We start from the raw sequence: 14,243 nt of genomic DNA, 5'->3' as shown, positions 1-14,243 counted from the left end.
TCGGTCACGTCTTGCTACTTCCGGTCGTTGGGGAGTCGCCCAGCCGAAGCTCGGCGACGAAGTCATAGGTGTCGCCCCGATAGATGGAGCGGGTGAATTCGATCACGCGCCCAGACGCGAGATAGGAGGTGCGCTCGATATTGAGCCCGGCCGAGCCGACCGCCACCTGCAGCAGTTGCGCGTCGGCCGCATCGAGATTGGCCGCCCTAATGCGCTGGATGGCGCGGGTCGGGCGATTGCCGGATTTGTCGAGGTGGCGATAGAGCGAATCCTCGATAGCAAGGGGATCGGGCAGAACCTGGGCCGACAGCGACGCACGCTCGATGGCCAGCGGCATGTCGCCGGTGAGGCGCAGGCGCGAGATACGCGCCACATGGTCGCCAGCCGACAGGCCCAGGATCACGGTTTCCTCCGGCGAGGGCAGATAGATGCCGCGATCGAGCCATTCGGCGCGCACAGCCATGCCGCGGCGGGCCATGTCTTCTGTAAAAGAGGTCAGCTGGGACAGGGACTGTTCGACGCGCTGAGTCTGGGGGGCAACGAAAGTGCCCGAGCCATGGCGCTGCACCAGAATGCCATCCTGCACCAGCTGCAGCACGGCCTTGCGCACGGTGACGCGAGAGACATCGACCTTGGCGGCCAGATCGCGTTCGGAGGGGAGCGCATCACCGGCGCCAATATCGCCGCGGTGGATGGCGTCCTCGATCCAGCGTTTTAGTTGCAAGTAGAGCGGGCCGCCCTGGGGCAAGACGACTGGACCGGCGGAAAAGAAACTGTTGGACAGCTCAGTCACTCATTTCCCTCTTGTAACAAACGATCATGGTGACCTGCATATCATCGATCCCCGGGGATCGGGCAAGCGCTGTCCCGCGCAACATAATACCAATAAAATACCATTCACCAAGCGCAAAACCAAGCCCCTGTGGAATTCGTCGCAGCCCATTGAACCGGCTGCATTAAGTGGCGCAGAACGGGGATGGAATGGTCGTCATGCAGGGGGCATTCTGGACAAGTGGTATTTTTTTGGCATTATCGCCATGAGCGGAGACAGGCATGACTGCAGCGCAGACCGAGATGAGACATCCCAGCGCCGCCGGCCTGGACATGCAGACACCGCAAGCGATTCTAGAGGCGCTGGCCACGGCTCAGGCCGATGCAGCGCGGGCCGTGCAATCGGCGGTACCGGAGATTGCCGCTGCTGCCGAACTGGCGGCCAAGGCACTGCAATCGGGTGGCCGGCTGATCTATGCGGCAGCGGGCAGCTCGGGGCTGATGGCGCTGGCCGATGGCGCGGAACTGCCGGGCACCTATGGCATCGGGCGGGACCGCATCGTGGTGCTGCTGGCCGGCGGCCTCGGCCAATTGCCGGGCCTGCCGGGCGGGCCGGAAGATGACGCAGAGGCAGCGCGACGGGAACTGGCCGAGGTGGCTGTGGGCCCCAAGGACTGCGTGATCGCGCTGACGGCCAGCGGCTCGACGCCCTACCCGCTGGCGGCGGTGGAAGCGGGCCGGGCCGCCGGCGCAAAGACCATTGGCATTGCCAACAACCCCAATGTGCCGCTGTTTGCCCTGGTGGATGTGGGCATCTGCCTGCCGACGCCACCAGAGGTGATCGCCGGATCGACCCGCATGGGTGCCGGCACGGCACAGAAGATCACGCTCAACATGCTGTCCACCCTGGTGGCGATCCATCTGGGACATGTGCATGACGGCTATATGGTCAATCTGGTGGCCGATAATCTCAAGCTGCGCGGGCGGGCCCGGCGTATCGTGATGGCTGTGGCCGGGGTGAGCGACGTCGACGCGGAGCGCTGGCTGGGCCTGGCGGATGGCTCGGTCAAGATCGCGGTTCTGCTGGCGCGAGGCGCAAGTGACGCCGCGACGGCCGCGCAGCTGCTGGAGCATGCCGGCGGACGCCTGCGCGTCGCCCTACAGGCGCTGGGCGGTTAGCCCAAGATAGAATTTTCATTTCATTGTGACGATGCGCGGCTGCCGACGTCCGCAGGGCGCCGTGACGCTGGCTCGACGTCGGGCGGCAAGGCTGCCATGCACGCGGCCTGGGCCGCAATGGCGGCCAGCCCGGCAGGCTCCGCGCTAACCAAGTCGCAACAGCTCCGTTACCCATTGGCAGCACTAAGTATTTCATAATTCGCATGTTTTCGGAACACGCCTGCGGATTTCGGCGCGGCCTGACGACCGTCATCCCCGCGACTCAGCGCTGTTACACAACTGTCGCAGAGCTGTGATTTGTACCGCGCAGTCGCCGCAATCCGCGCCGCAGGCTCGCTCATTGAGTGTCGAGAGGGCTGGCGTTTTGCTGATGTTCGGATGCGGTTGACGGAGAATCGATGAAACCCAGGAGCAGGAAATCCTGCTCTTTAGAACATCTGTTCCGTGAACAGATTCAGGGAGATACTGAATGAAACGTCGCGCTTTTCTGATTTCCGCTGGTGGTGTGGCCGCCGGCATGGTCCTGCTGCCGCGCATGTCTTTTGCCGCTGAAGGCAAGATTGACTGGTACACCTCCTCGGACACCAACATTCTGGACTTCTGGACCAATGTGGTCGCTCCCAAGTTCGAGGCCGCCAACCCGGGCCTGAGCATCAACCTGATCGACGCCGGCGACGGCGCTGGCCAGGACGCCATTGCCGATCGCGCGCTGGCTGCCCTGCAGACCAAGACCGATCCGCAGGCCGACTACTTCGAGACCGCCGACCCGATGAGCCCCAAGGGCGCCATGGAAGCCGGCCTCTATGTGAACCTCAAGGACAGCCTGTCGAACTGGTCCAAGGTCAATCCGCTGGCCGTCGAGACCGACTTCGCCGTTCCCTATCGCGGCAGCCAGGTGCTGCTGGCCTATGACACCACCAAGCTGCCCGCAGCCGACGTTCCCAAGACCTGGGCTGACCTGGTCACCTGGATCAAGGCCAACCCCGGCCAGTTCATCTACAACCGTCCCGACAAGGGCGGTTCGGGCGGCAATTTCGTGCGTCGCGCCATCCATGAAGCCAATGGCCGTGACCCGAGCCTGTTCACGCTCGACAACTTCACCCCTGAGTATGCCGAGAAGACCCTGGCTCCGGCCTGGGAAATCCTCAACGACATCGCTCCCTCGCTGTTCGACAACGGCGCCTATACCTCGGGCAACACCCAGTCGGTGCAGCTGCTCGGCCAGTCGGCCGTGACGATGATCCCGGCCTGGTCCGATCAGGCCCTGCAGGGCATCTCCACCGGCGTGCTGCCGGAGACCACTGGCCTTGTCCAGCTGACCGATCTCGCCTTCTCGGGCGGTTTCTCGCGCGGCGTGGTGCTGGCCAATGGCGCCAACAAGGACGCAGCCATCAAGCTGGCCGACTTCGTGCTGACCGAAGAAATCCAGAGCGCGATCATTGTCGAACTGGGCGGCTTCCCCGGCGTGTCGTGGGACAATGTCGCTGAAGACCTGCGCAACAAGTACAAGGACATCGTTCCCTCCACCATCCCGACCTTCCCGGGCGGTGACTGGGGCGCGGCCATCAGCGACGGCTGGTACCGCAGCGTTGCTCCCAACGTCGATCGCAACAGCTGATTATGACCGCTAGACCCGTATCCGGGGTCCAGTCGAGCAGGGGGCTAACCGGCCTCCTGCTTGTTGCTGTGCCTGTACTGCTGTTTGCGTGGATGACCATCTGGCCAATTCTGTCGGGCCTGGCCCGGGCGCTGACGCCCGAACAGGCTGATGGCTCACGGCCCGTCTCCTTCGCCAATTTTGTCACCTTTTTTTCCGATCCCTACAGCCTTGCCAATCTGGGCATTACGCTGTGGACCTGTCTGGTCACGCTGGGCCTGTTGCTGGCGATCTGCATTCCGCTGGCGCTCTATCTGCGCTTCGCGCAGGGGCGGCTGGCCACCTATGTGCAGACCATGGCGATGTTTCCCATGTTCGTGCCCTCGATCATCCTGGCCTTCGCGTTCATCCGCGTGCTGGGACCCAATGGCACTGTCGACCTGCTGCTCAATGCCGTGGGCCTGCCCAAGATCCGCTCGCCCTATCTGACACCCTGGGGGCCGGTAATTGGCCTGGTCTGGGACAATATTCCGCTGACCGTGCTGATCCTGGTGTCCGGGCTCGGTGCGGTATCGAACCAGGCTGTTGAAGCTGCGCGCGACGTCGGTGCCAAGCCGCTGGCGCTGTTCTGGCACATCATCCTGCCGCGCATGTGGACCTCGGTGGCCGTGGTGGTGAGCTTCACCATGCTGGGCCTGTTTGCCTCGTTCACCCTGCCCTATGTGCTGGGTCCGGCTTCGCCCGAAATGATGGGACCGTTCATGCAGCGCACCTTCCGCGACCTGCGCAACCCTGAAATGGCGCTGACGCAGGCGACCGTGACCATGCTGTTCTGCATTGCCTTTGGCCTGTTCTATGTCCGGGCCGTTGCCCGCAACCGGGAGAGCTGACCATGGCTGATCTTGTACTTGCCAAGCCCCGCACGGACTGGGTCGGCATTGGCTTTGCCTTTATCCTGACCGTGGTGATCGTGGTCCCCATGCTGGTCGTGGTGATCTGGTCGGTGTCCAATGTCTGGCGCTTTCCCTCGGTGCTGCCGCAGGAATTCGGCTTCAAGTTCTGGCAGATGACGCTGGCGCGCTCGGATGTGTGGAGTGCGCTGACCATGTCGCTGTCGCTGTCGGCGGTGGTGACGGGCCTGTCGGCGCTGATCTGCCTGCCGGCGGCCTATGCCTTTGCGCGCATGGAGTTCCCGGCGCGCACGCTGCTGTTCTTCTCGTTCCTGGCCGGCCAGGCCTTTCCCAAGTTTGGCCTGTTGGTGGCAATTGCCGCCATTTTCCTCCAGCTCAACCTGATCGCGACCTTCTGGGGCGTGGTGCTGATCCAGCTGGTGGGCACGCTGCTGTTCATGATCTGGATCCCCGTGGCCGCCTTCCAGGCCGTCGACCGGCGCATGGAAGAGGCGGCGCGCGATGCCGGCGCCAAGCCGCTGCGGGTGTTCTGGTCGATCACCCTGCCCCAGGCGGCGCCGACCATTGGTGCGGCGGTGCTGCTGTCGTTCGTGGGCACGTTCTATGAAACCGAGGGCGCCTGGCTGATCGGCGCCCCGCAGATCCGCACCATGCCCGTGTTGATGATCAGCTTCATCAACAACCAGCCGGTGATCCAATATGCAGCCGTGCTGTCGGTGCTGCTGTGGGTCCCCTCCCTGATCGCGCTCGTCTTCACGCGCCGCGTCGTCAATTCGGGCAGCTTTGCCCGCGGCTTTGGAGCCTGATGTCTTATGTCCAATCTGTCGATCTCAAACGTCTCCAAGCTGTTCTCGACGACCCTGGCGGTCGATGATTTCTCGCTCGATGTCGCCGATGGCGAACTGGTCTGCCTGCTCGGCCCCTCGGGCTCGGGCAAATCCACGCTGCTGCGCATGGTGGGCGGCTTTGAAATACCCAGCCAGGGCTCGATCCGCATCGATGGCGAAGAGGTGGTGCATCTGCCGCCCGAAGAGCGCCCGACCGGCATGGTGTTCCAGAGCCATGCACTGTGGACGCATATGAATGTGTTCAACAATCTGGCGTTCGGGCTCAAGCTGCGCCGCATGCCCAAGGCCCAGATCCGCGAAAAGGTCGAGGCCGTGCTCGAGTTGGTCGGCCTGGGCGGCTATGGCACGCGGGCGGTCACCCAGCTGTCGGGCGGGCAGCAGCAGCGCGTGGCGCTGGCGCGTTCGCTGGTGCTGGAACCGAAAATCCTGCTGCTCGACGAGCCTTTTGCGAGTCTGGACCAGCACTTGCGCGAAAGACTTCGCGAAGAAGTGCGTGACATCCAGCAGCGGCTCAAGATCACCACCCTGTTCGTGACGCATGGCCAGGACGAAGCCCTGTCGATGGCCGACCGCATCGTGGTGATGCGCGACGGCAAGACCGAGCAGATCGATCGGCCCGACATTGTCTATCGCGAGCCGCAGACGCCGTTCGTCGCCGGCTTTATCGGCACGATGAACCTGATCGAAGGCGTGGTGCAGAACGGCGTGTTCTCCAAGGCTGGCTACTCGACCCCGGTGCCGGTGGCCGATGGCCCGGCGACCCTGGCCATCCGCCCTGAGGCGCTGGAGCTGACCGTGGCGGGCGAAAATGCCCAGGGCCAGGTGCATCGCGTCACCGACTATGGCACGCATGGCCTGGTCGATCTGGTGCTGCTCGATGGCACGCGCATCAAGGCCATGGTGTCCCATCCGGACCTGTTTGCCGCCGGCCAGGGTGTGTCGCTGGCGCCCAAGGCCATTGCCGCCTATCGCGACAATGTGCTGATCCATCGCGTGGCGCTGGGCAAGGACACGGCCGCGCTTCGGCAGCTGGTCGACGCCTGAGCTTTGGCCGGCCCGCCGGGCCGGCCCCTCCCCCTCTTGCAGGACTATTGCCATGACCGACCCGCTTTTCATCGCCCGTGACGGACACCGCAGCTGGCTCAAATGGCATCGCGGGCGGCGCAAGGCGAGCGACCCGGTGTTCACCGGCGCGCGCATCGTGGAGGCCATGCGGCTGGGCGCCAGCGTCGAGGTCGACCTGGTGCTGACCGCTGACGGCGGCATGGCCGTGCTGCATGACATGACGCTGGACCGCGAGACCACCGGCAGCGGCCCGGTGGCGGCGGCCAGCGACGCCGATATCCGCGCGCTGCATCTGCGCGGCAATGACGGCGCGCCGATTGCCGACCGGGTGATGCTGCTGGAAGATCTGTGCGCGATCATGACCCAGGGCAGCGTGCATCCCGATGCGCTGCTGCAGCTCGACTACAAGCAAGACGAGACGGTGCTGACGCCGGCCGTGCTGGAAAAGTTCGCGCGGGCCACGGCGCCGGTGGCCGGAACAATGATTGCCTCGTCGGGCTCGGCCCAGGCGGTGCGCCTGCTGACAGGCGCGGTTCCGGGCATGCGCAGCGGCTTTGACCCGAGCGACGAAGTCCGGTTCAAGGCGGCCATGGCCAATGGGACGCTGCAGGGCTTTGTCGACGACGCCGTCGCCGCCCTGCCCGGCACGGACATGATTTACCTGTATTGGGAGATCGTGACGCTGGCCGCCGATGCAGGTTTTGACATGGTCGGGGCCTTCCATGCCCATGGCAAGCGCATCGACGCCTGGACCATCCGCGAGGCCAGCGCCGCCACCAAGCCGGCGGTGGAGAAGCTGCTGGCGCTCAAGGTCGATCAGATCACCACCGACGACCCAGAGGGCCTCGTGGCCCTCATGGGGTGACGCAGGCGGCGGGCTTTAGTGCCCGCCGGTCTCTGGATCTTTCTTCGGCACATCCTTGAGCTGCTCGAGCAGATAGGCGTGCGTGGCCTTGTTGGCCACGATCAGCGTGCCGGTGCGCTCATAGACCTCGGGGCCGCGCCCCCACCAATCGGTCACCACGCCACCGGCTTCCTGCACGAACAGGATGCCCGCTGCGGTGTCGACAAAACCGGTTTCCTCGAAATAACCCGTCAGGCGCCCCATGGCGACATAGGCGCAGCTATTGGCAGCGCTGCCGACCACGCGGACCGAGCTGATCGGCGCGCGAATGGCGTCGAGGCGCTGGTAGAAGCCAGGATAGGTGTGCATGCCGGGCGTGGCCATGCCGGTGCCGATGTTGAACATGCCGGGATCGGCCTGCTCGCTGACCTTGAGCTTTTCGCCATTGAGGAAGGCGCCCTGCCCGGCCACGGCGGTGAACATCTCGTCGGCCGGGGGATTGTACAGCACGCCACAGACCGTCTCATTGCCGCGGCGCAGGGCCAGCGAAATGGTGTAGTGCATGCCATTGATGAAATTGGTGGTGCCATCGATCGGGTCGACCAGCCAACGATGCTCGTTGTCATTGTCGACCGGGGCGAATTCCTCGCCGGTGAAGCTGAAATCGGGGTAGCGCTCGAAGAGGAACTTGCGGATGAGCAGCTCGCTCTCCTTGTCCGCCTCGGAGACGAAATCGGCCGGGCCCTTGATGCCGATTTCCAGATCACGAAAGCGGGCGAAATAGCTCTGGGTCAGAGCGCCGGCCTGGCGGGCAACGGCGATCATGTCATCGAGGACGGATTGGTAGTTCATGCTGGCTCCGGGAGGGCGACCCGGCTGATGCGGCAGGTCGTATTGATGGGCCGCTTACACCATGCACCCTGTTACAGGCATGTGACAGGCGGCGGATTTGCGGGGGAGAACCGCGCGTCCGCCGCCTGTGGGATCATTCCTTGGCGGCGCCGGCCATCAGGCCGTTCATCAAGGTCTTCTGCAGGGCGATGAACATCACCAGCATGGGCAGGACGGACAGGACCGAGATGGACAACAGGCGCGGCCAATCGATGCCGAAACGGCCAACGCTATTGGCCAGGGCCAGCTGAACGGTCCATTTCTCCTGCTCGGTGATGATCAGGAAGGGCCAGAGATAGTCGTTCCAGCGATAGACCAGGTTGAAGGCCAGCAGCGTGCCGATGGCCGGCAGGGCCAGCGGGACGATGATGCGCAGCAGGATGCGCCACTCGGGCGTCTTGTCGATGCGGGCGGCCTCGAGCAGGCTGTCCGGAATGGTCAGGATATACTGGCGCATAAGGAACACGCCGCTGGGCGTGGCGGCCGGCGCAATGATCAGGCCCGCCAGCGTGTTGAGCAGGCCGAGGTCGCGCAGCACCAGGAACACCGGGATGAGCACGATCTGCAGCGGCACCATCAGGGCGGACATGATGAGCAGGAAGAAGACCGTATCGCCCTTGAAGCGGAACTTGGCCAGGGCATAGCCGGCCATCACGCTGATGGTGACGGCCAGCACGGCCGAGAGCACGGCCACGATGGCCGAGTTCTGGAAGTAGAGCAGGAAATTGGCGCGGCTGAAGGTGTCGTAATAGCTCTGCAGCGTCGGCGCCTGCGGCCACAGCGAGGGCGGCCACTGGAAGATTTCGGACTGCGACTTCAGCGACGACAGGAACAGCCAGATGGGCGGCAGCGCGAACAGCAGCAGGACGACAGCGATGCCGACATAGCGCCAGGGGGACTGGGTTTGGGTCATGACCGCTTCCTTGCGAACCGCAGCTGCAGAATGGTGAGAACCATCAGGATGACGAAGAGCACGACCGACTGGGCGGCAGCGGCGCCGGCCTGGTTAACGGTGCGGAAGGCCGTCTCGTAGATGTTCTGGATGAGGTAAACCGTGGCGCGGCCAGGGCCGCCGGTGGTGAGCGAGACCACCAGTTCATAGACCTTGAACGCCTCGATGATGCCGAGAACCACGACCACCACGATGGAGGGCTGCAGCAGCGGCACGGTGATGCGCGTGAACTGTCGCCACTTGCTGGTGTTGTCGATGGCGGCGGCCTCATAGAGGTCGTTGGGAATGGCGGTGAGGCCGGCGATGAGCACCATCATGTTGAAGCCCGCGCCGCCCCAGACCCAGACGATGACCACGGCGATCTGCGCCAGCAGCTCATCTTCCAGCCACGGCACGGCGTCGATGCCGAACAGGCTCAGCACATAATTGATCAGGCCGCTGTTGCGCCCGAACAGCCAGGCCCAGATGACGCCCACGATCAGCATGGAGATCATGGACGGGAAAAAGACGATGGTGCGCACAAAGGCGTTGACGCGCGATTGCGGTGCCAGCAGCACGGCCAGCGCCAGCGACACGGCCAGTTGCAGCGGCACGGCGACGACCACAAAGCCGATGGTCTTGAGCAGGGCGACCTGGAAATTCTTGTCGCCCAGCAGATGGGTGTAGTTGTCCAGCCCGATGAAGACGGGATGGGTGCTCTCCACCTGTGGCACCACGACGATGCCACGGGTGAAGAAACTCATCAGGATCCCCTGGAGGAGGGGATAGATGGTGAAGATGAACAGAAGGGCGACCGTCGGGAACAGCAGCAGGTATGGCCAGGCCACACGGCCCAGTCGACCCAGGGACCAACGCTTGGGCGTCGGCTGCGTTTGCGCGGGAGTTGCCATCGGGTCGCCCTCGTTCATTTAGCGGCCAGCCGCGATTGCGGCTTCAGCTGCGGCACGGATACCGGCAACGGCGTCCTTGGTCGTGATCTGACCAACGTAAGCCTGGGTGATGCCAGCCTTGATCGAATCCCAGGTCGCCTGCATTTCCGGCCAGGCCTGGTCGGTGGCAGCATAGCGCGGGCTCAGTTCGAGTTCCTTCTGGAAGGCCACAACGGCCGCCTGAGCGTCGGCGCTGGCGTAGTCGACAGCGGGGGCGTTCTTGTTGGCGGGCAGCAGGCCGAAGGTCTTGGCGTAGACGGCCTGGATTTCCGGCGAGGTCATCCAGTTCACAAAGGCGGTGGACTCTTCCAGGTGCGCGCTGGTGTTGAAGGCGAGCAAATAGTTGCCGCCCACGTTGGACGAGGCCACGGTACCCTTGGGGGTCGGACCGGCAACCCACTTGAACTTGGCGTTGTCGCCGAAGTTGCCGATCTGCCAGCTGCCCGACATATAGGCAACCGCCTGCTGGTTGACGAACATGTCGACCGGGCTGTCCGAGCTCGCGCCAGACCACAGGCCCGGGGGCATGTACTCATTGGCCATGGCAATGAACTGGTCCATGGTCTTTTCCCAGGACGCATCGTCCATGGCCACGGTCAGCGGCTCGTCTTCGGAGAAGACGTGGTTGCCGTACTGGAACTCATAGGTCAGGAAGCGGTGCGCCGAGACGTCCCAGACCAGCGGGAAGCGGACGCCGGCCTTTTCGGCGACTTCCTTGAACTTGGGCAGGGCTTCGTCCCAGGTCCAGCCATCGGCCGGGATCTCGACGCCGGCCTTGGCGAAGGCGTCGGCGTTATAATAGATGCCCACGGCGGTGACATCGAGTGGCGCCGCGATGACCTTGCTGTCGAGCTTGGCGCCATCGGCCCAGCCGGCGACGAACTGGTCGATCCATTCCGGACCATTGACTTCAGCCCAATCGACCAGGAAGGGACGAATGATGGGCGGCATGGACGAGCTCAGCGAGACGTCGGGGAAGCTGCCGGAGGCGGCGAACTGCTGGAACTTGGTGCCCGTGGTCTCGTAGGGCACGATCTGCAGGTCAAACGTGGTGTCGGGATTGGCAGCGGTGTACTGGTCGAGCAGGCCGCGCAGCTTGGCTTCCTGCTCGTCGCCGTCGACATACCACATCAGCTTGAGTTCGGACGCGAAGACCGGCGACAGCATCGCCGTGCTCAGCGCCAGGGCAATGGTGCCCAGCTTCATCAGTTTCATTTGCAGTTCCTCCTAGTGTCCGCAAGCGGACGTTACGTTATCCCTCGTCTGACAGGCCGATGGCATCGCGGTAGCGCACCGCGACATCAGCCGGCAGGCCACTCCATCCCTGGAGCAGCGATCCACGCCCAAAGGGCGGTGAATAGTATTCAATGGCGCCGGCCCAGCCGCTGCTGAGGCAGGCCTGCCACCAGCGCGTCAGGGCATAGCGCGCACCGGGCAGACCCCGGCGCAGGCGCTCTTCGGCATAGACACCGTCCCAATAGGGCCAGTCCGAACCATTGTGATAGCGGAAGGCAAAGGCCGACTTGGCACGGGTGTGCGCCGGCTTCTTGTAGGGCGGGAAGGCGCAGAGCACGCCCCAGTCGCCATAGGGCTGAATGGGGTTATTGCGGCTTTCGAGCTTGGTGGTCGCGGTTTCCAGCGAGGTCAGCGCATGGGCCGTGCTGATGGCGTCGTAGCGCAGCAGCGTCAGGCTATCGAGGGCGAAGTGGTCTTCCACAAAGCCGTCGGTGTTGCGGTATTCGGCGACATGGCCCAGCGCGGGCTGCCAGAGGGCCGCATCGATGGACGCGCGGGCCGTCTTGGCCAGTTCACCAGCCTGCTTGGCCAGATCGGGATCGATGCTGCCGCCCATGGCGACAATGGCGTCGAGCGCGCCGACCCAGAGGCCGAGATTGTAGGAGACCAGGCCCTCGCGGAAGACGTTGTCGGCCCAGTCGCGATCATGATCGGGCTTGCGCGGCAGGCCATCGGGGCCAGACGCCGCGACATAGCGGGCGACGATGGACTTGACGTGGGCCCAGTGGAGGCGGGCCTCGGCGCTGTCGCCGGTGGTGCGCACATAGTCGCCCAGCGTCAGGATGAAGAACAGCGGGCTGTCGAAATGGTCGCTCCACCAATCCTGCGGCCGGGCATGCTCAAGCACGTAAGGATGGGTGGTGCGGCGGAAAATGTCCCAGGCGGCAGACTGGGCGGGCCCGGAGAGAATGATGGCGCTGGGCGCTTCGCCATCGGGCTGGATGCCCTTGGCGAGCAGGCGGATCTGGTCGCGCACGGCCTCGGGCGCCAGGGTCAGCAGCGGCTGCAGCGTCCAGTAGCCATCGCGGTAATAGGTGCGGGCGGGCGAACTATAGCCCTGCCCGGCTGCAAGACCGGCGAAGCTGCCATCGCGCGCCTGGCGCATGGCGGAGAGCGCGGCATGGGTGCCCTGGATGACCATGGAGCGCATCAGGGGATCAGCCTCCGGCAGGCGATCGCAACGGCTCAGATAGGCCTTGGCCTCGGCAACGATGGCATCGACGGACAGGGACAGCGCGGCCTGGGCCTCATCGAGATCAGCGCCGCCGGCGATGACCAGATCATTGCCGCGCTGTTCGATGGCGACGGCCCCCCACTCCAGCACCAGGGTGCGACGGATGCCGCGGCGACTGGACTTGGGCTTGGGCGTGGCGGCATCGGGCGTGTGCCACCAGGCGGCCTTGGTCTTGGCGGCGAGGCGCTGCAACTGGGTGCCGCGAATGACCATGACCGGCAGGGACTGGGCGACATAGACGCCGCCATTGGCGGCCTCGATCAGATTGGGGCCATAGGCAAAAGGCGCGGCCAGCGGCGTGAAGGAGAGCGTGGCAATGGCGCCCACGCCCCAGACGGAGACAGTGATGCGGCCATCAGGCTCGCAATCGGCCTGCAGGCGCGGCGCCATGATGGGCAGCAGCACCGGGGTATCGGTGCCGGCCAGGCCACTGGCGAGGGGCCACATGACATTGCCATGCTCATTATAGGTCATGGACCGGGTCATGCGGCGGCTCCCTTGTCGGCTGTGTCGGCGAAAAAGCTATCGGCCACCAGCGCCGCCCGGGCGAGACGCCGGGCCTGCGCCAGAGCGCCAAGAAGGCCGGCCTTGTCGCCGAGGCGACTGCGCTCGACCGTGCAGGGTGTCGGCACCAGGCGCTTGAGCCAGGCGGCGACCTGTTCAGAGACCCCGGGACGCGCGCCAATACCGCCACCCAGCACGATGACGCCAGGATCAAGCAGGGCCACGACAGCCGCAAGACCGATGGCCAGATCGCGCAGGCTGGCGTCGATGACGGATTTGGCCAGGGCGTCGCCCTTGTCGGCGCTATCGAACAGCGCCCGCACGGTGATGGCGCTGGCGCCGGCAGCCCGGGCACGATGCAGAATGCCGCCGGTGGAGACGACTGCCTCAAAGGACCCGCCGGGATTGGCGGCAATGGCGGCCAGGGGATCGGCGCCAAAAGGCAGAATGCTGATCTCGCCAGCCGCGCCGCTGGCGCCGCGCAGAATGGCCGAATCCACGATCAGGCCCATGCCAATGCCGGTGCCCAGTGCGACAAAGGCCAGCATGCCGGACTGCATCTGGCGGGCGGCATATTCCCCGACGGCGGCGATATTGACGTCGTTTTCGACAAAGACCGGCAGGCCCGTGGCATCACCCAGCGCCTTGGCGAGCGAGACACCGGCCGGGAACGGCACATGAGGGGAGAGGCTGACCGAGCCGTCGGGCGCGACGACGCCGGGCACGCCGACGACGATCTGGGCCACCTGGGCGGGCTTGGCGCCGGCGCGGGCCATCAGGTCATTGACCATATCGACCATCTGGCCAAGCACGCTATCGACGCTGGCGGTTTCGGTGGCGCCGGTGCCTTCGGCAAGCACGGCGCCCTGCGCATCGCCAATGGCGCCATGGAGCTTGGTGCCACCGAGATCGAGGCCGATCACCAGCCCTGCCCGATTGGTCTGGGAGAGCCAGCCGGCCTGCTGCAAGCGGTCGCCGGCCACTTCGGCAAGGCCATGGCGCGCTGCCGCTGGATCGGCAAGCACAGCATCGATGGCGGTGAGCAGGCTGGCAGCGGACAAGATCAGACCTATTTGTTCGTAAGCATGACGAATGAAATGAAATTGTGACAGGCTTGTCAAGCGGCTTCCCGTGTCCCCTCCCCAGGGGCTTTGATTGGGGCTTTGATGGGCGCGCTTGACAGGCCCTCTAAAGGCGTCGAGTTAGGCAGTGTCCAGAACAA

General features: G+C 64.7%; 13 protein-coding genes. 6 read left to right on the top strand and 7 right to left on the bottom strand.

All coding sequences use genetic code 11. The features are described from left to right. Positions 1 to 4: 4 nt before the first annotated feature. Positions 5 to 793, bottom strand: a complete 789-nt coding sequence (locus E8M79_RS08940) for a GntR family transcriptional regulator (protein WP_248304952.1) — start codon at positions 791 to 793, stop codon at positions 5 to 7. A gap of 260 nt (positions 794 to 1,053) precedes the next feature. On the opposite strand from E8M79_RS08940, the gene E8M79_RS08935 reads away from it, so the two are divergent. The 6 genes from E8M79_RS08935 to E8M79_RS08910 all read left to right on the top strand — a co-directional run bounded on the left by E8M79_RS08935 (position 1,054) and on the right by E8M79_RS08910 (position 7,236). Beyond that, complete coding sequence (locus E8M79_RS08935) at positions 1,054 to 1,950, top strand: N-acetylmuramic acid 6-phosphate etherase (protein ID WP_137151574.1); 897 nt, start codon at positions 1,054 to 1,056, stop codon at positions 1,948 to 1,950. A 469-nt stretch (positions 1,951 to 2,419) separates the two neighbouring features. Next, positions 2,420 to 3,568, top strand: a complete 1,149-nt coding sequence (locus E8M79_RS08930) for an extracellular solute-binding protein (protein ID WP_137151573.1) — start codon at positions 2,420 to 2,422, stop codon at positions 3,566 to 3,568. A 2-nt stretch (positions 3,569 to 3,570) separates the two neighbouring features. Beyond that, the gene (locus E8M79_RS08925) at positions 3,571 to 4,437 is read left to right on the top strand and encodes an ABC transporter permease subunit (RefSeq protein ID WP_137151572.1); all 867 of its coding nucleotides are present in this window, start codon (positions 3,571 to 3,573) and stop codon (positions 4,435 to 4,437) included. A gap of 2 nt (positions 4,438 to 4,439) precedes the next feature. Next, complete coding sequence (locus E8M79_RS08920) at positions 4,440 to 5,264, top strand: ABC transporter permease subunit (RefSeq protein ID WP_137151571.1); 825 nt, start codon at positions 4,440 to 4,442, stop codon at positions 5,262 to 5,264. A 6-nt stretch (positions 5,265 to 5,270) separates the two neighbouring features. Then, complete coding sequence (locus E8M79_RS08915) at positions 5,271 to 6,350, top strand: ABC transporter ATP-binding protein (RefSeq protein ID WP_137151570.1); 1,080 nt, start codon at positions 5,271 to 5,273, stop codon at positions 6,348 to 6,350. A 52-nt stretch (positions 6,351 to 6,402) separates the two neighbouring features. Continuing rightward, entirely contained in the window at positions 6,403 to 7,236 is an 834-nt protein-coding gene (locus E8M79_RS08910) for a glycerophosphodiester phosphodiesterase family protein (protein WP_137151569.1), read from the top strand. A 15-nt stretch (positions 7,237 to 7,251) separates the two neighbouring features. Here E8M79_RS08910 and E8M79_RS08905 read toward each other — a convergent pair whose 3' ends face one another. From E8M79_RS08905 to E8M79_RS08880, 6 genes are all read right to left on the bottom strand, one after another. Next, the gene (locus E8M79_RS08905) at positions 7,252 to 8,067 is read right to left on the bottom strand and encodes an inositol monophosphatase (protein ID WP_137151568.1); all 816 of its coding nucleotides are present in this window, start codon (positions 8,065 to 8,067) and stop codon (positions 7,252 to 7,254) included. Positions 8,068 to 8,200: 133 nt separating this feature from the next. After that, positions 8,201 to 9,019: a carbohydrate ABC transporter permease gene (locus E8M79_RS08900; protein ID WP_137151567.1), complete on the bottom strand. Its 819-nt coding sequence runs from the start codon at positions 9,017 to 9,019 to the stop codon at positions 8,201 to 8,203. Beyond that, entirely contained in the window at positions 9,016 to 9,948 is a 933-nt protein-coding gene (locus E8M79_RS08895) for a sugar ABC transporter permease (protein ID WP_137151566.1), read from the bottom strand. The genes E8M79_RS08900 and E8M79_RS08895 overlap by 4 nt, the downstream gene beginning before the upstream one ends. Positions 9,949 to 9,966: 18 nt before the next feature. Beyond that, positions 9,967 to 11,202 (bottom strand): extracellular solute-binding protein, encoded by a 1,236-nt coding sequence (locus E8M79_RS08890; RefSeq protein WP_137151565.1) that lies wholly within the window; start codon positions 11,200 to 11,202, stop codon positions 9,967 to 9,969. Positions 11,203 to 11,239: 37 nt separating this feature from the next. Continuing rightward, complete coding sequence (locus E8M79_RS08885; protein WP_137153316.1) at positions 11,240 to 12,964, bottom strand: glycogen debranching protein; 1,725 nt, start codon at positions 12,962 to 12,964, stop codon at positions 11,240 to 11,242. A gap of 35 nt (positions 12,965 to 12,999) precedes the next feature. Further along, positions 13,000 to 14,082, bottom strand: coding sequence for an ROK family protein (locus tag E8M79_RS08880; RefSeq protein ID WP_171015797.1), 1,083 nt, complete (start codon positions 14,080 to 14,082; stop codon positions 13,000 to 13,002). Positions 14,083 to 14,243 lie beyond the last annotated feature (161 nt).

It is taken from the genome of Devosia sp. FKR38, assembly GCF_005222805.1.
Taxonomy (GTDB): Bacteria; Pseudomonadota; Alphaproteobacteria; order Rhizobiales; family Devosiaceae; genus Devosia.
This window is presented reverse-complemented; position numbering and strand designations above follow the sequence as displayed.